At 58.3% G+C, this 21,270-nt stretch carries 18 protein-coding genes; 9 read left to right on the top strand and 9 right to left on the bottom strand.

Features of this window, described 5'->3' with window-relative positions:
- The first annotated feature begins 1 nt into the window (after position 1).
- Genes ACR0AP_RS00090 through ACR0AP_RS00080 form a run of 3 tightly spaced genes read left to right on the top strand, consistent with a single transcriptional unit; the run spans position 2 to position 3,895 of the window.
- Entirely contained in the window at positions 2–1,213 is a 1,212-nt protein-coding gene (locus tag ACR0AP_RS00090; RefSeq protein WP_480484257.1) for an acetyl-CoA C-acetyltransferase, read from the top strand.
- A complete protein-coding gene (locus ACR0AP_RS00085; protein WP_267364657.1) occupies positions 1,213–1,701 on the top strand; it encodes a cupin domain-containing protein in 489 nt (162 codons plus the stop codon). Before ACR0AP_RS00090 ends, ACR0AP_RS00085 begins: the two co-directional genes overlap by 1 nt.
- A complete protein-coding gene (locus ACR0AP_RS00080) occupies positions 1,694–3,895 on the top strand; it encodes a 3-hydroxyacyl-CoA dehydrogenase NAD-binding domain-containing protein (protein WP_480504521.1) in 2,202 nt (733 codons plus the stop codon). The genes ACR0AP_RS00085 and ACR0AP_RS00080 overlap by 8 nt, the downstream gene beginning before the upstream one ends.
- 56 nt (positions 3,896–3,951) lie before the next feature.
- Here the strand turns inward: ACR0AP_RS00080 and ACR0AP_RS00075 are convergent, their stop codons facing one another.
- Positions 3,952–4,725 carry a Hint domain-containing protein gene (locus ACR0AP_RS00075; RefSeq protein WP_348540305.1) on the bottom strand — a complete coding sequence of 258 codons (774 nt, stop codon included), beginning with the start codon at positions 4,723–4,725 and terminating at the stop codon, positions 3,952–3,954.
- A gap of 269 nt (positions 4,726–4,994) precedes the next feature.
- A complete protein-coding gene (locus tag ACR0AP_RS00070) occupies positions 4,995–5,930 on the bottom strand; it encodes a DMT family transporter (protein ID WP_209503242.1) in 936 nt (311 codons plus the stop codon).
- A gap of 148 nt (positions 5,931–6,078) precedes the next feature.
- Between ACR0AP_RS00070 and ACR0AP_RS00065 the strand changes: the two genes are divergently transcribed.
- Entirely contained in the window at positions 6,079–7,092 is a 1,014-nt protein-coding gene (locus tag ACR0AP_RS00065) for a hypothetical protein (protein ID WP_480504518.1), read from the top strand.
- A gap of 6 nt (positions 7,093–7,098) precedes the next feature.
- On the opposite strand, the gene upp is transcribed toward ACR0AP_RS00065, so the two are convergent.
- The 6 genes from upp to ACR0AP_RS00035 form a co-directional block, all read right to left on the bottom strand.
- Positions 7,099–7,731, bottom strand: coding sequence for a uracil phosphoribosyltransferase (upp, locus tag ACR0AP_RS00060; protein ID WP_209503238.1), 633 nt, complete (start codon positions 7,729–7,731; stop codon positions 7,099–7,101).
- Positions 7,728–8,714, bottom strand: coding sequence for an adenosine deaminase (locus ACR0AP_RS00055; RefSeq protein ID WP_480504516.1), 987 nt, complete (start codon positions 8,712–8,714; stop codon positions 7,728–7,730). The genes upp and ACR0AP_RS00055 overlap by 4 nt, the downstream gene beginning before the upstream one ends.
- Positions 8,711–9,922, bottom strand: a complete 1,212-nt coding sequence (locus ACR0AP_RS00050; RefSeq protein ID WP_480504514.1) for a phosphopentomutase — start codon at positions 9,920–9,922, stop codon at positions 8,711–8,713. The genes ACR0AP_RS00055 and ACR0AP_RS00050 overlap by 4 nt, the downstream gene beginning before the upstream one ends.
- On the bottom strand, positions 9,919–11,226 hold the full coding sequence (locus ACR0AP_RS00045; protein WP_480504512.1) for a thymidine phosphorylase: 1,308 nt from the start codon (positions 11,224–11,226) through the stop codon (positions 9,919–9,921). The genes ACR0AP_RS00050 and ACR0AP_RS00045 overlap by 4 nt, the downstream gene beginning before the upstream one ends.
- 4 nt (positions 11,227–11,230) lie before the next feature.
- Entirely contained in the window at positions 11,231–11,623 is a 393-nt protein-coding gene (locus tag ACR0AP_RS00040; RefSeq protein WP_480504510.1) for a cytidine deaminase, read from the bottom strand.
- 91 nt (positions 11,624–11,714) lie between these two features.
- Positions 11,715–12,818, bottom strand: a complete 1,104-nt coding sequence (locus tag ACR0AP_RS00035) for a cupin domain-containing protein (protein ID WP_480504508.1) — start codon at positions 12,816–12,818, stop codon at positions 11,715–11,717.
- 427 nt (positions 12,819–13,245) lie between these two features.
- On the opposite strand from ACR0AP_RS00035, the gene ACR0AP_RS00030 reads away from it, so the two are divergent.
- The 4 genes from ACR0AP_RS00030 to ACR0AP_RS00015 all read left to right on the top strand — a co-directional run bounded on the left by ACR0AP_RS00030 (position 13,246) and on the right by ACR0AP_RS00015 (position 19,600).
- Positions 13,246–15,519, top strand: coding sequence for an NADP-dependent malic enzyme (locus ACR0AP_RS00030; RefSeq protein ID WP_480504506.1), 2,274 nt, complete (start codon positions 13,246–13,248; stop codon positions 15,517–15,519).
- 45 nt (positions 15,520–15,564) lie between these two features.
- A complete protein-coding gene (locus tag ACR0AP_RS00025; RefSeq protein WP_480504505.1) occupies positions 15,565–15,954 on the top strand; it encodes a GFA family protein in 390 nt (129 codons plus the stop codon).
- 231 nt (positions 15,955–16,185) lie between these two features.
- A complete protein-coding gene (prpE, locus tag ACR0AP_RS00020; RefSeq protein WP_480504504.1) occupies positions 16,186–18,075 on the top strand; it encodes a propionate-CoA ligase PrpE in 1,890 nt (629 codons plus the stop codon).
- An 88-nt stretch (positions 18,076–18,163) separates the two neighbouring features.
- On the top strand, positions 18,164–19,600 hold the full coding sequence (locus ACR0AP_RS00015; protein ID WP_480504502.1) for an amidase family protein: 1,437 nt from the start codon (positions 18,164–18,166) through the stop codon (positions 19,598–19,600).
- A 240-nt stretch (positions 19,601–19,840) separates the two neighbouring features.
- Here ACR0AP_RS00015 and ACR0AP_RS00010 read toward each other — a convergent pair whose 3' ends face one another.
- Positions 19,841–20,647, bottom strand: a complete 807-nt coding sequence (locus ACR0AP_RS00010; protein ID WP_480504501.1) for an NAD kinase — start codon at positions 20,645–20,647, stop codon at positions 19,841–19,843.
- A 122-nt stretch (positions 20,648–20,769) separates the two neighbouring features.
- Between ACR0AP_RS00010 and ACR0AP_RS00005 the strand changes: the two genes are divergently transcribed.
- Positions 20,770–21,270: PLP-dependent aminotransferase family protein (locus tag ACR0AP_RS00005; protein ID WP_480504499.1), on the top strand; the 501-nt coding region annotated here is incomplete at its 3' end.

The following is a 21,270-nucleotide window of genomic DNA, read 5'->3' as shown; positions in this document are numbered from 1 at the left end:
CATGACCGAAGCCTATATCTATGACGCCCTGCGCACGCCGCGCGGCAAGGGCCGCAAGGATGGCAGCCTGCACGAGGTAACCTCGGTGCGCCTGTCCGCCCTGACCCTGAACGCGGTGAAAGAGCGCAACAACCTGGAAGGTCACGCCGTCGAAGACGTGATCTGGGGAAACGTCACGCAAGTGATGGAGCAAGGCGGCTGTCTGGCGCGCTCGGCCGTTCTGGCATCCGACCTCGACCAGTCGATCCCGGGCTTGGCGATCAACCGTTTCTGCGCCTCGGGCATGGAAGCCGTGAACCTGGCCGCAAACCAGGTGAAAGGCGGCGCGGGCGATGCCTATATTGCAGGCGGTGTCGAGATGATGGGGCGCGTGGCCATGGGCAGCGACGGTGCAGCAATCGCTGTTGACCCCTCGCTGGCGATGGAGACCTATTTCGTGCCTCAGGGCATCTCGGCCGACATCATCGCGACCGAGTATGGCTTTACCCGTGATGACGCGGATGCGCTGGCGGTTGAATCGCAAAGACGTGCGGCGGCAGCATGGGCCGACAACCGGTTTGAAAAATCCGTGATCACCGTCAAGGATCAAAACGGTCTGACCATTCTGGACCGCGATGAATACATGCGTCCGGGCACCGATATGCAAAGCCTCGGCGCTTTGAACCCGTCATTCGCTATGATGGGCGAACAGATGCCTGGCTTCGACAAGGTTGCGATGCTGAAATACCCCCATCTTGAGCGCGTGAACCACATCCACCACGCCGGCAACAGCTCGGGCATCGTGGACGGAGCCGCTGCTGTTCTGATCGGCAACAAGGAATTTGGCGAGAAATACGGCCTCAAGCCGCGTGCCCGCATCAAAGCAACCGCCAAGATTGGCACTGATCCGACCATCATGCTGACTGGCCCGGTTCCGGTGACCGAGAAGATTTTGGCCGACAATGGCATGAAGATCAGCGATCTGGACTTGTTTGAAGTGAACGAAGCTTTCGCCTCGGTCGTGCTGCGGTTCCAGCAGGCATTTGATGTCGATCCCGCACTGGTCAACGTCAACGGTGGCTCGATCGCGATGGGTCACCCGCTGGGTGCCACGGGTGCAATGATTATCGGCACGCTGCTGGATGAACTTGAGCGTCAGGACAAGGAAACCGGTCTGGCCACGCTTTGCATTGCATCCGGCATGGGTGCGGCAACCATTATCGAGCGTGTCTGATGCCTAAGCTGGATCTTTCTCAGATCCCGTTTCAGGGCGGCTCGGCCTATCCCGGCAAGCTGGCCGAAGCGACCACAGGTCGCTTTGCGCAGCGCGTGGGCGATGCGGGCGGGCTGACCCAATACGGGGTCAACATCGTGCGGCTGGATCCGCAGGGCCTGTCATCGCTGCGCCATTACCACATGAAGCAGGACGAGTTTGCCATAATCCTCAGCGGCTCGTGCACGCTGGTCGATGATGATGGCGAGCACGAGATGCAGCCCGGCGATTGCGCCGCCTGGCCCGCAGGTGAGGCCAACGGCCATCACCTTGTGAACAACACCGATGCGCCCATGACCTTTCTGGTGGTGGGCACACGGACCCCGACCGAGACCGGCTATTACAGCGACATGGACATGATGGTGAAGGTTGATGAGAACGGATTCTCCTTCACCCGCAAGGATGGCAGCCCGCTGACGGCTGACCAGATTGGAGATGACAATGACTGATTTCACTCTGAGCAAAGACGCAGACGGCGTCGCCACGATCACCTGGGACGTGCCCGGGAAGACCATGAACGTGATGTCCTTTGACGGGCTGGCAGAATTGAGCGATTGCATCGATCAGGCGCTGGCCGACGATGAGGTGAAAGGCATCATCGTTACTTCGGGCAAAGAAGGGTCATTTGCGGGCGGCATGGACCTGAACCTGCTGGCGGTAATGAAAGAACAGGCGGGCGACAATCCGGCCAAGGGTCTGTTCGAGGGCACGATGAAAATGCACGCCCTGCTGCGCAAGATCGAACTGGCGGGTATGGACCCCAAGACCAAGAAAGGCGGCAAGCCGATTGCTACCGTTCTGCCCGGGACCGCTGCGGGCATCGGTATGGAACTGCCCCTGTCTACCCATCGTATCTTTGCAGCCGAAAACCCAAAGGCAAAGTACGGCCTGCCCGAGATCATGGTCGGCATCTTCCCTGGCGCGGGCGGCACCACCCGTATGGTCCGCAAAGTTGGCGCCATTGCGGCGGCTCCGCTGTTGCTGGAAGGCAAAATGCTGGACGTCAAGAAAGCCAAGGGCGCAGGCTATATCGACGAAATCGCAGCCGATCCAATGGCAGCAGCCAAGGAGTGGGTTCTGAGCGCCAAGGACGCCGATCTGGTCAAGCCTTGGGACGCGAAGGGTTATAAAATGCCCGGTGGCGCCCCCTATCATCCCGCAGGCTTCATGAACTTCGTTGGCGCGTCGGCGATGGTGAATGGCAAGACCCAAGGGGCCTTCCCGGCGGCCAAGGCATTGTTGAGCGCGGTTTACGAGGGCGCTTTGGTCGATTTCGACACCGCGCTGAAAATCGAAGCGCGCTGGTTCACGTCCGTGCTGATGAACCCTTCGTCAGGTGCGATGATCCGGTCGCTGTTCCTGAACAAGGAAGCGCTGGAAAAAGGCGCCGTGCGCCCCGCCGGTGTCCCGGATCAGTCGGTCAAGAAGATCGGTGTTCTGGGCGCGGGCATGATGGGGGCTGGTATCGCCCTGGTTTCGGCGCAGGCCGGTATGGAAGTGGTTCTGATCGACCGCGACCAGGAGGCTGCGGACAAAGGCAAAGCCTATACCGAGACCTATCTGGACAAAGGCATGAAGCGCGGCAAGGTCACGGCTGAGAAAAAAGAGGCCATGCTGGGTCGCATCACCGCGACGCCGGATCTGGACAACCTGAAAGGGTGTGACCTGATTATCGAAGCCGTCTTTGAAGACATGGGCGTCAAGGCTGAGATGACCAAGAAGGTCGAGGCGATCATCCCCGAAGACTGCATCTTTGCATCGAATACCTCGACCTTGCCGATCAGCGATCTGGCCAAAGCCTCTGTCCGGGCTGACCAGTTCATCGGCATCCACTTCTTCTCACCGGTCGAAAAGATGTTCCTGGTCGAGATCATCAAGGGCAAGGAAACCGGGGATCGTGCAGTGGCCAAGGCGCTGGACTATGTGCGTCAGATCCGCAAGACCCCGATCGTGGTCAACGATGCGCGTTTCTTCTACGCAAACCGCTGCATCATTCCATATATCAACGAAGGCGCGCGCATGGTCACTGAAGGCGTCAGCCCCGTTTTGATCGACAACGCCGCGCGGCAGTTGGGCTTCCCGGTCGGTCCGATCCAACTGACCGACGAAACCTCAATTGATCTGGGTGCCAAGATCGCCCGCGCGACAAAGGCGGCGATGGGCGATGCCTATCCGGAAAGCCCCTCGGACGATCTGATCTTCTGGATGGAGGAACAGGGCCGTCTGGGGCGCAAGGCAAATGCCGGTTTCTTCGACTATGACGAGAAGGGCAAGCGCGTCGAATACTGGAAGGGCCTGCAAGACAAGTATCCGCTTGCCGATGACCAGCCTGACCTGATCGAAGTGCAGGAACGTCTGATGTTTGCTCAGGTTCTGGAAGCTGTCCGCGCGCTGGAAGAGGGTGTTTTGGAAGACATCCGCGAGGGTGATGTCGGTGCAATTCTGGGCTGGGGCTTTGCCCCGTGGTCGGGTGGTCCGTTCAGCTGGCTGGACATCATCGGCACGCCCTACGCGGCCGAACGTTGCGATCAATTGGCCGAGAATTACGGTGAACGCTTTGCCTGCCCGACGCTGCTGCGCGAGATGGCAGAAAAAGGTCAGAGCTTCTACGGTCGCTTCAACCCTGAAGCAAAAGCCGCTTAATCCAATGACGCGGGCGCATGTCACCATGCGCCCGCATCGTTCTTGTCAGTGTTTGGTTAGATCTGCCATTCGGGCCGCAGGAACAGAACCGGCGCGCTTGGGCGTCCCGGTCGACCCGGTCGCCTGACCCCAAACGGCGGGCGGATCGGAAATATCGGTTCCTGGGGAATGGGTGCAGGCAGCGCACCCAATGGGTTGGCAAGAGCCGACATATCGCCCTTGCTTATAAGTGAGTGGATCAGGTCTGAGGCCACCTCTTCGGCCGCGACATCGTACCGTGTTCCGGTGGTTGCACCGCGCATGTTGAAGCGACCGGACGGGCAATAGGCCTGCAATCCGCCCTCGACAAAAATCACCTGATCATCATCAAAGAACAAAGAAAACACTTCAAAAGACGACCCCGGTGCCTGTGACGTCAGGTGACCGGCGCCGTTCAGCAAACGCGCTGGCACCACCGAAGGTCCATCGGCCTTGGCGTTGATCCGGGACAGGTTTAGCGCCATGCCCTGTTCGGGCATCAACCAGACAGGTCGCCCGTTATACGCGGCGCGGGCAGGCACGAGGACCGGCAGGAACTCGACCCGGCGTTCATCGGCTGGAATGACCACAACGCTTATCGAGATGCGCCGTACTTCTTTGAACCCGTGATCGAGGGTTCTAACCAGATCACCCACCGTGATCCGTTCGACCGGCTTCCACCCGGCAGTCGTGGCGATCTTGGTGCCGTGCAAAAACCCGCCACGGCGCGCATTTACCGCCTGTTTATTGTTGGTTCGATCAACTTCTGGCAGCTGATCCAGATAAACAGAAATACTTGTTACTTCGGACACGTGCCTTACCCCCTTTTGGCACAAAACGGTTATGCCAATGAGCTAACACCAAATATTCGGCCCGTCACATTTCAGACATATTTGCGCCCAATTTTGACCAATTCCGCGTAGTTACCGCGAGTTTTCATGAACACTCTATGAGCCTCACTGGGCATTTTTTCCATTTCTGAAACGAAGGCGATTTTGTCGATCCTCCGAATCCTCGCGTTTCACAGAGGTTCAGAAGCATCAAGACGATCTGGCTTAGACGTGCATACGACCCAATCGCGTCAGGCTACTTTTTGCTGTTCAGATGATCGGCTGGCACGCCACCCCAGCAACAGACCCGCTGCCGCAATCATAAGGATGCCCGAAATCTGAAAGACGCCAATGGTTTGCCCAAAGGCCACAAATGCGAAGAGCGGGCCGAAGATCATCACAGAATACTCGAACACCGCCACATAAGATGGCTCGCCTACCTGATACGCCTTGATCAGCATGAAAACCGCGATTGTTGAACCGATAGCCTGAGTAACCAGCCACGGTATGGCAGGCCCCATGTTCCAAACCCATCCACGCGAGACAAAGCCATCAGCACCCTCTGCCGTGACGAGCGGTGAGATTGTCAGAAACGCAACCCCCATCGCACCTGCCACACCCAGAGTAATGACCATAACGGCCAGCATGGCCACAGTGCTTTCCTGAGAACAATGCGTACGCGTGAGGATCGAACTGAGGGCATAGAAAAACCCTGCCGCCACAGGCACCAGCGTGCGCAGGTCAAAATCGCTGGGGTTTGGCTGAAGTACCAAAAGGATGCCCGTAAATCCAATCAGTACGGCCAGTATGCGCCACGGCCCTATTGGTTGCCTGAGCACCAGAGCGGAGATCAACAGCACAAAAATCGGTGAGGTGAACAACCCTGCCAGCGCCTGTGCAATTGGCATCATGGCAAGAGATGCAAAATAGAAAAGCATCGCCATGGTAATCAGCACGCTGCGCAAGATGACAGGCCCCCACCGCACGGGCCTCAACCCACCCAGCCCCAGAAACGACAGGCCAACAATCAGCGGCAGCATCAACAGTGCACGGGTCAGATGAAACTGCCACAGCCCGACGGTTTCGGCCAAAAGGATCACAACATTGTCGATGACGCCGATAATTGCCATGGCACTTACCATCAGGGCCGAAGCCAGAACAGCAGAAGATGCGGAATGCGCCTGCATGAAGTCGTGTCCTGATTGCGATGGTGGGCCGACTGTTTCGATCCATTCGGGTATCCAGCACAATTCACAACGACTGCGCAACAGGTTTGCGCCCTGCGATTTCACCATGCTAAGCTGCAACAAAACAAATTCGAGCAGACCAACCCAGATGACGGCCCTGAAACAGTACCAGCGGATCGAAGCCACCGGTCTGTGGCGCCCCTCGCCCGATGAACAGCGGCGCGAGGTTGTTGTGTCTATCGGCGAAGCCACCCTAACCATTTCTGATTTCAATGACAGGGCGCTAACACATTGGTCGCTGGCGGCACTTGAACGCCAGAACCCCGGTTCCTTTCCGGCCATATTCAACCCGGACGGTGACCCGGATGAAACGCTTGAGCTGGCGGAATCCGAAACCACGATGCTTGAAGCGATCGATCGATTGCAGCGTGCTATTGATCGGTCCCGCTCCCACCCGGGGCGTTTGCGCTGGCTGAGTGTCGGAGGCGTCGTGGCCGCTGTGCTGGCCCTGTTGCTGTTCTGGCTGCCCGGTGCGCTGCAAAACCATGTTGTCTCGGTCGTGCCCCAGGTCAAGCGGCAGGAGATCGGCGATATGATCCTGCATCGGATCGAGCGTGTTTCGGGCCAGGCCTGTACGTCGCGGGATGCAGGGGATTCATTGGAACAGCTGGCCCGGCGCACTGGCGTACGGCAGATCATCATTCTGCCAGCAGGCGTTCAAGACAGCCTCAGCTTGCCTGGCGGCACTGTCCTGCTCAGCCGTGCTTTGGTCGAGGATTACGAAGACCCTGCTGTCGCAGCGGGTTATGTGATTGCAGAACGGGCGCGGGCCGCGCATAAGGATCCGCTTGATGACCTGCTGGACAGAACCGGCGCGACCTCTGCCTTCAGGCTGCTGACAACCGGCGGACTGACGCCCGAGATTATCGACACATATACCGAGCAGGTCCTGTCACAGCCCCGTCCGGCCATTTCTGACGACGACGTGCTGGCGATGTTCTCGCAAAGCGCGCTTCCCTCAACCCCCTACGCCTATGCCCGTGATGTGACCGGCGAAACGGTTCTTGGCCTGATCGAAGCGGATCCGATGGCGGGAAGGGCGCTGGAACAGGTGCTGCCGGACCGCGACTGGGTCCGGCTACAGAATATTTGCGGCGAATAAACCGGATCACTTGGTTCCGAACATCCGGTCACCGGCATCCCCCAGACCGGGCATGATGTAACCTTTCGCGTTCAACTCGCGGTCCAGCGCTGCCGTGACGATACGCACGTCAGGGTGTGCTTCTTTCATCCGCGCCACACCTTCGGGTGCCGCCAACAGGCACAGAAAGCGAATATCCGTCGCCCCGGCCTGTTTCAACAGGTCAATGGCTGCGGCCGAGCTGTTACCAGTCGCCAGCATCGGATCCACCGCAATGACCAAACGGTCCTTCAGGCTTTCGGGGGCCTTGAAATAATACTGTACGGGTTTCAGCGTTTCTTCGTCGCGATACAGCCCCACGAAACCGACGCGTGCCGAAGGTACAAGTTCCAGCACCCCGTCCAGCATCCCGTTTCCGGCGCGAAGGATCGACACCAGCGCCATTTTCTTACCCGCCAGTATGGGGGCGTCCATTTCTTCCATCGGCGTTTCGATATTTCGCGTTGTAAGGGGAATGTCGCGCGTGACCTCGTAAGCCAGAAGCAATGTGATCTCGCGCAGCAACTGCCGGAATCCGGCGGTCGAGGTGCCCTTGTCCCGCATGAGCGTCAGCTTGTGTTGCACCAGCGGGTGATCAACGACGGTCAGGTGTTCGCTCATGTGTTCTCCAATCTTTTCTTGACCCGCGCGCGGGTGTCATCATCACAGAAGGCCGCGTTCAGGGCCATCTCATTCAATGCCGCAAAATCCCCGGCCTCCCAGCCGAACGCCGCGTTCAACATCTCATATTCCCGCCGCATGGTCGTGTGAAAAAACGGAGGATCGTCGGTGGAAATCGTAACCTTTACGCCCGCATCGCGCAGTTTCGCGATGGGGTGGGCGGCAAAATCTGGGAAAAGACCCAGAACCACATTCGAACCCGGACACACCTCAAGCGTGACATCCCGGTCAACCAGTTCACGAACAAGTTCAAGGTCTTCGATGGCGCGGACGCCGTGCCCGATACGCTCAACCCCCAGATCGCGCACAGCGTCGCGCACACTGTCAGGACCGCCAAACTCACCCGCATGCGTGGTCAGGCGCAGCCCGGCTTCGCGGGCACATTCGAAAGACCATTTGAAGTCACCCTGCGTGCCAATGGATTCGTTGCCGCCCATGCCAAAACCGGTGATCCAGTTTCCGGCGGTCTCGGCCGCACAATGGGCACTCCGCCTGGCTTGTTCGGGGCCAAAATGGCGGACACAGGTAACGACACCGCGCAAGGTGATATCGAATTTACGCTCGGCTTCGTCCGCCGCATCCTGAATGGCATTCAGATAATCCCGCCACGCATGCAGGTCGCCACCGCCGCAAAAATCAGGGCTGAGGAAGGTCTCGGAATAAACCACGCCATTTTCAGCGCTTTCCTCAAGAATGGCCAATGTGAGCCTTCGGAAGTCTTCGGGCGTTTTCAGAACTTCGCAAGCGGCTTCGTACACGCTCAGGAAATGCGCGAAATCACGAAAATCATAAGATCCGTCTGGCTTGAAGATACCGCTCAGGTCAACGCGTTTTTCGTGGGCAAGCTGGCGGATGAAGGCCGGAGGTGCCGCGCCTTCGTGGTGAAGATGCAGTTCAATTTTGGGCAGGTCTGCAACGCTCATAAAAAGTTCCTTCCCGGCCCTTGCGCCGGAATGTTCAGATGGTGGGCAATGCTGGCCGCAATATCGGTAAAATCTACTTGCCCGATTTGTCCGGTACCCTGTCCCGCAATCAGAACCGGAACCTGTTCACGGGTGTGATCTGTTCCGGTCCAGCTTGGGTCATTGCCATGATCAGCTGTTAACAGCAACAGATCGCCTGGTCGAAGTTTCTTCAGTATATCCCCGATCTCGCGGTCAAACCATTCCAACGCTCGGGCATAGCCGCTGATGTCGCGGCGATGCCCATAAAGGCTGTCAAATTCGACAAAGTTGGCGAAGGTCAGACTGCCCTCTTCCGCCTCGCCCACAAGATCAGACAGGTGCTGCATCAGCTGGGCATCCGACCCTTTGCGCAGCGTGTCGATCCCCTGCATCGAGAAGATGTCGCCGATCTTGCCCACTGCATGAACCCGTCGCCCTGCATCCTGCACCCAGTTGGTCAGCACCGGTGCCGGGGGCAGAATGGCGAAATCCTTGCGATTGGTCGTCCGTTCGAACCCCGTCTCAGGCGTTCCGACAAAGGGGCGCGCGATGACACGCCCCACTTTCATCTTGTGCAATCGCGGAGCAAGCGCGCGGCACATGTCCAGCAACCGTTCCAGCCCAAAGCTTTCCTCATGGGCCGCGATCTGAAACACACTGTCAGCGGATGTGTAGCAGATCGGCCAACCGGTGCGCATATGTTCGGCACCCAGTTCGGCTATGATCGCTGTCCCGGACGCGTGGCAGTCACCAAGAATGCCTTCGGTCCCGGCAGCTTCGGCTGCCGCGCGACTCAGTTCCGCTGGAAAAGCCGGAACCGTGTTTGGAAAGTAATGCCAATCCCAAGGCACCGGCAGGCCCGCCAGTTCCCAGTGGCCCGAGGGCGTGTCCTTACCCGGCGAATGCTCACGCGCACAGCCCCATAGTCCAGCAGGTTCGGCATCGAGGCCCGGAGTGGCGTCTCCAGACGCCAGCCGCACAGCCGCGCCCAAACCCAGCGCGTCCAGGTTGGGCAGGTGCAACGGGCCGGTGCGCCCGTCTTCTGCGCGGCCTTCCGCGCAGGCTTGGGTGATATGGGCCAGCGTGTTTGCCCCGGCATCCGGAACATCACCGTTGAAAAACCGGTCTGCATCAGGTGCCCCGCCTATTCCGACGGAATCCATGACGACAAGAAACGCTCGGCTCATACGCTGATCCTTTCGTGGATCAGATCGGGCAGCTTTGGAACTGTACCGCTGATTGTCATCGCACTCAGCACAGTTTCCGCTGTCCGCCGTGCAGCGTCTTCCCGTGCAGCGTGGACCACGGCAATGGGTGAACCTCTTGACACACGATCCCCCAGCCTGAGGATGTTGGATATTCCTACTGCCGGGTCGATCTCATCACTTTCGACCTGGCGGCCGCCACCCAGCGCGACGACCGCAAGGCCCAGCGCCTCCCCGTCGATGGCGGAGATGTAACCGTCATTGGGGGCAGGAACCTCCTGAATAACGCTCGCCTCAGGCAGGAAACGGGTCCAGGTATCGACAAATTTCACAGGACCACCAACCGCTGCCATCATGCGGCCAAACCGTTCGGCAGCGCGACCGTCACGGACGATCCTGGCGATCTGCTCGCGCCCCTCCTCGACCGAGTTGCATATGCCTGCATCAGCCAGCAGGACGCCGCCCAACTCGGCAGAAATGTCCACCAGTGGCGAAGCGTCAGGACCGGTCAGAACCTTCATCACTTCCGCGACCTCCAGTGCATTGCCCAGCGCCGGGGCCAAAGGCTGGTTCATGTCCGTGATCACCGCCGAAGTCCGGCACCCGGCCGCGTTCGCTGTCTCGGTCAATGCTGTGGCCAGCTTACGGGCATCCTCAATTGTTTTCATAAAGGCACCGCTGCCGACCTTGACGTCAAGAACCAACGCATCCGGGCTGGCCGCCAGCTTTTTGGACAGGATCGACGCTGTGATCAAATCCAGACTTTCGACTGTTGCCGTTACATCCCGCACTGCATAAAGCCGCTTGTCCGCCGGTGCAATCTGGCCCGTCGCGCCAACGATGGCCGCGCCCGTTTCGCGCAATATCTGCGCAAGTCGGTCCTGACCGATCTGAGTGCTGACCCCCGGAATCGCCTCGAGCTTGTCCAATGTTCCACCCGTGTGCCCCAAGCCCCGACCCGAGATCATCGGCACATAAGCACCACATTCCGCCAGCGCCGGAGCCAGCACAAGGCTGACGCAGTCCCCGACCCCACCGGTCGAGTGCTTGTCGATCACCGGCCCGTCCACATCCCAACCGAGAACATCGCCGCTATCGCGCATCGCAATCGTCAAGTCCGCACGCCCCTGAGGACCCAGCCCGCCCATACAGACGGCCATGGCAAACGCCCCGGCCTGCGCATCGCTGACGCTGCCGTCTGCCAACCCTTGCGCGAACCAGATAAGCTCGTCGCGGCCTGGGACTTCGTGCCTGCGCAGTTTGGCTATGATTGAACGGGCGTCCATGCGTTCAGACATCCTCCATGTGCGACGCGTCGAACGCACCCGGCAGCAAATCTCCGATGGTTGTCTCAAACTCCGCACCATCGACGGTTGCCAGAGTGACCTTTACATCGCGCTTGCCAAACTCGGCCAGCTTCTGACGGCACCCACCGCAAGGCGGCACAGGCTGAGGGCTGGAGGCAACCACGTAGACTTCGGCCAGTTCCTGCTCGCCCGCGGCCACCATCGCGGCAATTGCACCTGCTTCCGCGCAGGTGCCCTCGGGATAGGCCACATTCTCGACGTTGCACCCGGAAAAGACTTGGCCCGAAGAAGACCGGAGCGCTGCGCCAACTTTGAAGTTCGAATATGGCGCGTAGGCGTTTTCCCGGACAGACAAGGCAGCGTCTTTCAGCGACATGGCGATTCCCTATTTTTGATCATCTGGTCAGAAATTTGCACGCTAACGTATTAAGGCGGGGAAATTGAAGCCCCCGACCCGTGTTTTTCGCTTAACCCAGCGTTGTGTTGAAGGTACCGGGCAAGGTGACTTCCAACAATTCGATATTGTCTGTTGGGTCGGACAGCCGTGTGCGCATCCCAGGTGGGATGACGAACGCATCCCCTTGCTCCAGCCGGTAGGGATCGCGCCCGTCTCCTTCCAGGGTGACCTCTCCGTCCATCACAAAGGTAAAGTGAATGTCGGTGTCATGGATGGCCCATTCCGGATCACCCGATCCTTTGCGCACAACCTGCACCCCAGCGACGCCCTTGGTGTTCTCGGCAATCGTAGTGTCGCGGCAGATGTAACCCGGAAGACGGAAGGGCATCCACTCGGCACCCTTGGACTGATTATAGACAAAACGTTGCCCCTGCCATTTGCGGTCCGGGCGGATGTGCGGAGTGGGAAGTATCATGTCATGGTCGATTTCCGTGACATGCTCAGCCGGTACTCCAATCTCGATGACCTGAACATTATCAGAGGCTTCGAGAACACGGTGCCGGATTTCCGGTGGTTGAATAAAGCAGTCCCCCGCTGTCAGGCGCATTTTCTCGCCCTGATCCTCATAGACCACATCCACCCAGCCATGGATGCAAAAGATCAGCTGAAACCCGACCTTGTGAAAATGCACCATGTCCGGGACCGGTCCGCCATCGGGAATGCGGATATGACTGGCGATGATCGACCCGCCCAGCCGATCCGGCACCAGATCGCGATAGTGCATCCCGGCCCGACCGATGATCCAAGGGGCCTGATCCTTGAGCCTGCGCACGACAAAGGAATGCACGGTCTCTGGCATCACCAGTGGCGGATTTCGTTCTTCAATTTCGATCCGGGTGCCATTTGGGGCCACCAGAACGCGTTCACCACCCGCGAAATCAGACGGATTATCCGTCAGAATACGCAAGGTACCAGGGCTTTCCGGTGCGTCTTTTTCAATGCGCAACCGCACGCCATGCCCCGAAAACACCGCGACGCGCGGATCGTCAGCGGGATAGATCATGTCCATCTTCATCCCCAGTTTTTTCGTGTAAAAGGGGATGTCGTCGCGAATTTCCCGCGTGGGCAGGCGAATCTCAGCGTGCGTTTTCGCCAGATCGGATGTCTTGGTCATCAGTATTCTCTTCGAATTGCAACTTTGGCCATCCGATCAGAACAGACGCCAAAATGCCAACCGAAAAGAACATCCCTGGCATTTCTTCCACAGCGAAGAACCGCATTTCAATGATCACGGATAAAGCGCCGCCGTTCAGCGCGGTGAACTCGACCAAAATCTGGGCGACAACAACTGCCCAGCATCGCTGCAACCAACATCCAACCTACTGATCCCTCGTTGGTTACCAGCCACGTCATCAGTCCTGAATGTCACGACGGCCTTGCCAGAGTGATCTTGGACGTCGCAATGTGAAAAGATGCAAAAGAACTCAGACAATACCAATCCGGATTCTGGTTGCGACATCACGGCAGAGTTACGTAGCGTAGCCAAGTTCAAATAAATAGTTTAAGGCTAAATCAAATTCTCAATGGGAGCTGAATCGCCGATGTCTGACACCCCCAGCCTGCGACAAGCTGCGCTCGAATATCATGAATTCCCCAAACCCGGAAAGCTTGAGATCAAGGCCACCAAACCGATGGCCAACGGTCGCGATCTGGCCCGCGCCTATTCGCCCGGCGTGGCGGAGGCCAGCCTTGAAATCAAGGCCGATGCAGCCAATGCCGAGCGGTACACCGCGCGCGGTAACCTTGTTGCTGTGGTGTCAAACGGCACCGCCGTGCTCGGCCTGGGGAATATCGGGGCACTCGCGTCGAAGCCGGTTATGGAAGGCAAGGCTGTTCTGTTCAAAAAGTTCGCGGGCATCGACTGTTTTGATATCGAGGTAGATCAGCCCGATCCCGAAAAGCTGGCGGATATCGTCTGTGCCCTTGAACCGACATTTGGCGCCATTAACCTTGAAGACATCAAGGCCCCCGATTGCTTTATCGTCGAAAAGCTCTGCCGTGAACGTATGAACATCCCGGTTTTCCATGATGACCAGCACGGAACTGCCATTGTGGTCGGGGCTGCGGCCAAGAATGCGCTACATGTGGCCGGAAAGTCTTTTGAGGACATCAAGGTCGTGTCAACCGGTGGCGGGGCCGCCGGGATCGCGTGCCTGACCATGCTGGTCAAGCTGGGCGTGAAACGTGAAAACATTTGGCTGTGCGACATTCACGGGCTTGTCTACGAAGGACGGGCCGAGGACATGAACCCGCACAAGTCACAGTTCGAGCAGAAGTCGGACTTGCGGACGCTGGACGATGTGATCGGTGGGGCTGACCTGTTTTTAGGTCTCAGCGGACCAAATGTTCTGAAGCCTGACATGGTCCGGAAAATGGCCAGCCGCCCGATCATCTTCGCCCTGGCCAACCCGACGCCGGAAATCCTGCCAGAGGACGCGCGCGCAGTGGCACCAGACGCAATCATCGCCACGGGTCGCAGTGATTTTCCCAATCAGGTCAATAACGTGCTGTGCTTTCCGTTTATCTTCCGGGGTGCTCTGGATGTCGGCGCGACCGAGATCAACGACGCGATGCAGATTGCCTGCGTGGATGGTATCGCTGAGATGGCGCGCGCAACCACAAGCGCCGAAGCCGCGGCTGCCTATAAGGGCGAGCAACTGACCTTTGGCCCGGATTACCTGATCCCAAAACCATTTGACCCGCGTCTTGTGGGCGTGGTGTCATCGGCGGTCGCCAAAGCCGCCATGGAAAGCGGTGTTGCAAAACGCCCTATCGACGACTTTGACGCCTATAAGGAAAAGCTCAACCAGACTGTCTTCAAATCTGCCCTTCTGATGCGTCCTGTGTTCGAGGCTGCGGCCGTCGCATCCCGTCGCATCGTTTTTGCCGAAGGTGAAGATGAAAGGGTTCTGAGAGCCGCGCAGGCCATTCTCGAAGAGACGACGGAAACGCCAATTCTGATCGGGCGACCCGATGTGATCGAAACCCGGTGTGAAAAGCTGGGGCTGACCATTCGTCCGGGCAAGGACTGTCAGATCGTTAACCCGGAGAACGACCCGCGCTATTACGATTATTGGACTTCCTACCACCAGATTATGCAGCGCCGTGGGGTGACGCCGGATCTGGCCAAGGCGATTATGCGCACCAACACAACAGCCATCGGTGCGATCATGGTGCATCGTGGCGAAGCGGACAGCATGATCTGCGGCACGTTCGGCGAATATCGCTGGCATCTGAACTATGTTGAGCAGGTGCTTGACGAGGGCAACCTGCGCCCGCATGGTGCCTTGTCCCTGATGATCCTGGAAGACGGCCCCCTGTTCATCGCCGACACGCATGTCCGGCAATTGCCGTCGCCGGAAGAACTGGCAGAAACCACCATTGGTGCTGCGCGACATGTTCGCCGGTTCGGGATCGAGCCCAAGATCGCCTTCTGTTCGCAATCGCAATTTGGCAATCAGGCTGAAGGATCAGGCAAGCGGCTGCGGGCGGCGCTGGAAATCCTTGATCGGCAGCCGCGCGATTTTGTCTATGAAGGCGAAATGAACGTAGATGCGGCTTTGGATGCAGACCTGCGGGCGCGTATCTTCCCGGCGTCGCGATTGGAGGGAGCGGCCAACGTTCTGATATTCGCCCACGCAGATGCGGCCAGCGGCGTGCGCAATATTCTGAAGATGAAGGCGGACGGGATTGAAGTTGGCCCGATCCTGATGGGAATGGGCAACAAGGCCCATATTGTTACTCCATCCATCACCGCGCGCGGTCTGCTGAACATGGCGGCGATTGCAGGAACACCCGTGGCGCATTACGGTTAACCGGGGGCGGCCTTGCTGGCGCCCCTGTCAACAGGGGGGAAGCGCATGAAAGGACATTGCCACTGCAACGCCGTGCATTGGGAAAGCGATGCCCAAGCCGCATGGAGCTGTTATTGCCACTGTTCAGATTGCAGGCGAAACTGCGCCGCGCCGGTCACGGCTTTTTTCGGACTGCCGCATGAAGCAGTCAGATGGCTGGGTCAGGCACCAAAGATCTATCGTTCATCTGAAGGGGTCGAACGTCTTTTTTGTGGCAATTGCGGAACCCAGATGGCCTATCGCACAGCGCGCGATAGGGTGAACATACATCTTTACACCGCAACGCTGGACGAACCGGAAACCCTGCCACCACAGTTTCACGTGTTCCACGCCGACCACCTGCCCTGGCTGAACCTTCAGGACAAGCTGCCACGTTACGCCAAAACGGCTGGTTGAGATGATTCCCGGAGGAGCCCAAGATTTGCATGTAAAAGTTTGCAACTTTGCAAATCTTCGCACCGCGGCGATGAAAACTCTGCTACACCTGCGATTTTGCAAAAATTTGCAAGTCATATTCCGCTGATCTGCAAATTTTTTGCGATAAACTGACGCGTCGTCATGCGTCGCGCTTGCCCGTATGTTTTCCGCGACCTAACACAATGTCCAAGCCGTTGTGAGGAGGACGAGATGGCGTATCAGGACGTTTATGACAGCTGGAAGACTGACCCCGAAGCGTTCTGGATGAACGCCGCAAAAGGGATCGATTGGGTCAAGGCCCCCAGCAAGGCACTGTTCGACGACAATGCGCCCTTGTACGAATGGTTCAGCGACGCGCGGGTCAATACCTGTTGGAATGCCGTAGACCGTCATGTGGAAAACGGGCGCGGTGAACAAACCGCCATCATCTATGACAGCCCCATCACCCACACCAAGCGCGAGATATCCTATGTTGAGCTTCGCAACCGCGTGGCCACTCTGGCCGGCGCGCTTCGCGCAAAGGGTGTCGAGAAAGGTGACCGTGTCATTATCTACATGCCTATGATCCCCGAAGCGCTTGAGGCAATGCTGGCCTGCGCCCGCCTCGGCGCCGTGCATTCAGTTGTGTTCGGCGGGTTTGCCAGCAACGAACTGGCTGTGCGCATCGACGACGCCAAACCCAAAGCAATCATCGCCGCGTCCTGCGGGATGGAGCCGGGCCGCGTGGTTCATTATAAGCCCCTGCTTGACGGCGCGATCGACCTGGCTAACCACAAGCCTGATTTTTGTGTGATCTTCCAGCGGGAACAAGAAGTTGCTCAGTTGATCGAAGGGCGCGACTTCAACTGGCATGGCTTCCAATACGGTGTCGAACCGGCTGAATGCGTACCGATCGATGGCAATGACCCGGCTTATATCCTGTACACCTCTGGCACTACGGGTGCACCCAAAGGGGTCGTGCGCCCCACTGCCGGACACCTTGTGGCACTGAACTGGACGATGAAGAATATCTATAACGTCGATCCGGGTGACGTATTCTGGGCAGCCTCCGACGTGGGCTGGGTCGTGGGACACTCCTATATCTGCTACGCGCCCCTGATCCATGGAAACACCACAATTGTGTTCGAGGGCAAGCCAGTCGGCACCCCGGATGCTGGCACCTTCTGGCGCGTGATCTCGGAACATAAGGTCAAAAGCTTCTTCACCGCACCTACAGCCATCCGCGCCGTCAAACGAGAAGACCCAAAAGGCGAATTGATCGCCAAATACGATCTGTCTCATCTACAGGCCCTCTATCTGGCAGGCGAACGCGCCGACCCTGACACAATTATCTGGGCACAAAACGCGCTGAAGGTTCCGGTGATCGACCATTGGTGGCAAACCGAAACCGGCTGGGCCATTGCCGGAAACCCGCTGGGTATCGAAGAGCTTCCGGTCAAGCTGGGCTCGCCCGCAAAACCGATGCCGGGTTATGACGTGCAAATTCTGGATGAAGGCGGTCACCCGATGAAGGCCGGTGAACTGGGTGCCATCGCGGTTAAATTGCCCCTGCCCCCAGGCACCTTGCCAACACTGTGGAATGCCGAAGCACGGTTCAAGAAATCTTATCTTGAACACTTCCCCGGATATTACGAAACCGGCGATGCCGGGATGATTGACGAAGACGGGTACCTCTACATCATGGCGCGCACCGATGACGTCATCAACGTAGCGGGCCATCGCCTGTCGACGGGTGGGATGGAAGAAGTGTTGGCCGCCCACCCCGATGTGGCAGAATGCGCGGTAATCGGTGTTTCGGACCAACTGAAGGGGCAGATGCCGGTCGGCTTCCTGTGCCTGAATGCTGGTGCCACACGGGATCATGGCGATGTGGTTCAGGAAGTCGTCAAAATGGTTCGGGAAAAGATCGGACCGGTGGCTGCCTTCAAACTGGCTGTTGTTGTCGACAGGTTACCCAAGACCCGCTCCGGTAAAATCCTGCGCGGCACGATGGTCTCGATTGCAGACGGTCAGGACTATAAAATGCCTGCAACGATTGACGACCCGGCCATCCTCGATGAAATAAAGGAAGCATTGCAGACAATTGGTTACGCCAAGTAACCATCGGGCGGCACAGGCCGCCCATACCATGTCCGCCCTTGCAACCTGAATCTGGGCCCCTACTGTCGCTGTAAGACAGTGAGGGCCCATGACACATACCGATATCTGGCGTCTCAGCGCCACAGTGCTGACCACCCTGACCCGACGCGGCGATCTGAGCGCGACCGAGGCGGTACAGGCCTCGATTGATCGCATGGACGCGGTGAACCCCGCGCTGAACGCGGTCGTCGAAGATTTGCGCACCGAAGCCCTGGAGCGCGCGCAGTCGCTTGATGCTGCACGTGGGCGTGGTCAGCCGACCGGCCCGCTGCATGGTGTACCGGTAACAATCAAGGTGAATGTCGATCAGAAAGGTCACGCTACCACCAACGGTGTCATTGCGCTGAAGGATGTGATTGCACCGGATGACGCGCCGGTGGTCAGCAATTTGCAAAAAGCGGGGGCCATTGTGATCGGGCGAACGAATACGCCCGAGTTTTCCTTCAGGGCCGACACCGACAACCCCCTGCATGGGCGCACATTCAACCCGTGGGGACGGCACATTTCACCCGGAGGATCATCCGGTGGCGCTGCTGCCGCCGTGATGGCAGGTGTCGGTGCGCTGGCCCATGGCAACGATATTGGCGGCAGCCTGCGCTTTCCGGCAGCCGCCATCGGTGCCGTGACGGTCAAACCGGGTTTGGGGCGCGTTCCCGCGTGGAACCCAAGTCAGAAGGCCGAACGCGGATTGCTGGCGCAATCAATGTCGGTTCAGGGCCTGATCACCCGCTCGGCTGCGGATCTGCACCTGTCCATGCCCAGCCTGATCGCCACCGATGCGCGGGATCCGTTCCACGTACCAATGCCCTGGCGCGGCGAGCGTTTTGACCAGCCAATCAAAGTGGCATTCACCAAGAATACCTTCGGCTATGCGCTGCACCCCGAGGTTGAAAAAGCCCTCGACACTGCGCGCGATGCGCTGGTCGATGCAGGGTACGACGTTGAAGAGGTCGATCCACCCGATGTCTTTGAATGTGGCCGGATCGGGTATCGGACCTTGATGGGCGAAGTGCTGACCCTGATGAAATCAGACATTGAAGCCGCTGGGTCCAGAACAATCCGCGACATCTTTGACGTCTACTTTCAGGAGTTCCCACCCATCGTTGAAACAGAATTGGTTCGGATGCTGGCCAAGCGCAGCCATTATGCACGCGAATGGTCCCTGTTTATGCAGGACTACCCGCTGGTTTTGTCCCCTTTCCTGCCACAGCCATTTTTCAAACCTGACCGGGACACCGAAGGCGCGGAAGGCGTGCATGATGTTTTGGGATGCGCTGTCTATTCCTATGCGATGAACTTTCTGGGACTGCCTGCAGCTTGTGTTCCGTCGCGGCTGGCCACCCTTCCCAAAGGACCTCAACCTATCAACGTACAGATCGCGGCACAGCGCTGGCGCGAGGATCTGGCCGTGGATGCCGCCGCCGCGATAGAAGCCCGCGTCGGACAGATGTGTTTCCCGCTTTGGGATCACATGCAGCAAAAATAGACCCCGGGTCATTGTGCCCGGGGTCCAGCTGCTAAAATAAGCCCGGATTTCTGATGACGAGCGTAGCACCACCCACCCTCGCCAGCGCAAAATCTGCGCAACCATTCGAAAACACCGTTCAGGTGGCCACTCACTCCCACCTTGGCGTGTTCTCCGGGCAAGTTCACATTAGCCAATCGTTAAGGGAATTCCTGTGAACTGCTTCACATAGACGTGAGAAAAATTCGGGGATGGCCAATTTTACGTGAATTGTTCTGATATTAGACGTTCTTCCAACCCATGGCCGGGGTCGAAAAGGATACGGTGCGCAATGGCTGGTTCCGACCTGATCTCGACCCAGTCGATATCCGGGAAAGAAACGGAATCAGCAGCCACGATGACCGGTCGTTTGTCTGCTTCGACCACATCGAACCTGACTTTCGCCATTTTCGGCAACAAGGCACCACGCCACCGCCGTGGGCGAAACGCCGCGATGGGTGTCAGGGCAAGAACGTCAGCGCCAATCGGAACAATCGGCCCATGCGCGGAATAGTTATAGGCGGTCGATCCCGCGGGCGTGGCAAGTAGTGCCCCGTCACAGACCAGTTCGGCCATGCGTACCCGGCCGTCTACGCTGATCTTGAGCCTTGCTGCCTGAGGACCCGCGCGCAGCAATGACACTTCGTTGATCGCCAACGCTTGGTGCAGTTTTCCTGATTGGTCCATCGCCTGCATGGCCAACGGGTTGATAACCTCTTCCTCGGCATCCTCCAGCCGCGCCATCAGATCGTCTTCGTGATACTCATTCATCAGAAAGCCGATCGTGCCGCGATTCATCCCGTAAACCGGAGTATCGAGATGCTGCACATTGTACAAAGTGTGCAACATGAAGCCGTCGCCGCCCAATGCAACCACAACATCTGCGTCCCGAGGTGCCACATTTCCATGTTTGGCCACCAGGATGTCACGCGCTGTTTGCGCCACTTTGACCTCGCTGGCGAGAAAGGCGATTCTCTTTTTCATGTTTTGTGGTTTCCGGTGTTGCACATTTGGTTCCGAAACAAACATACCTTTCCCCAATAGGCCAGTCTTGACGCCGCAGTAGGCCAAATCGTCGCTTTAAGCCTTTTGTGCGTGTGACGTTTCCGATAGGAAATCCGCAAGATTCTACCCAGCCATGTGGAGCGCCCATGAACGCCAATCTTCGTGACACCGGATTTTTCACCCAGTCCTTGTCGGACCGCGACCCTGAGCTTTTTGGCTCGATCCGGTCTGAGCTGGGTCGTCAGCGCGACGAGATCGAGCTGATTGCGTCCGAGAACATCGTCTCTGCCGCTGTGATGGAGGCGCAGGGTTCGGTGATGACCAACAAATATGCCGAAGGCTACCCGGGTCGGCGCTATTACGGGGGCTGCGAGTTTGTTGATATCGCCGAGAATCTGGCCATCGACCGCGCCAAGCAGCTGTTTGGCTGCGGTTTTGCCAATGTGCAGCCGAACTCGGGCAGCCAGGCCAACCAGGGCGTGTTCCAGGCGCTGATCCAGCCCGGCGACACCATTCTGGGCATGAGCCTGGATGCTGGTGGCCACCTGACCCACGGCGCGCGGCCCAACCAGTCGGGCAAGTGGTTCAACGCCGTGCAATACGGCGTGCGCCAGCAGGACAACATGCTGGACTATGATCAGGTCGAG

It is taken from the genome of Ruegeria sp. AF7, from assembly GCF_056541885.1.
This window is presented reverse-complemented; position numbering and strand designations above follow the sequence as displayed.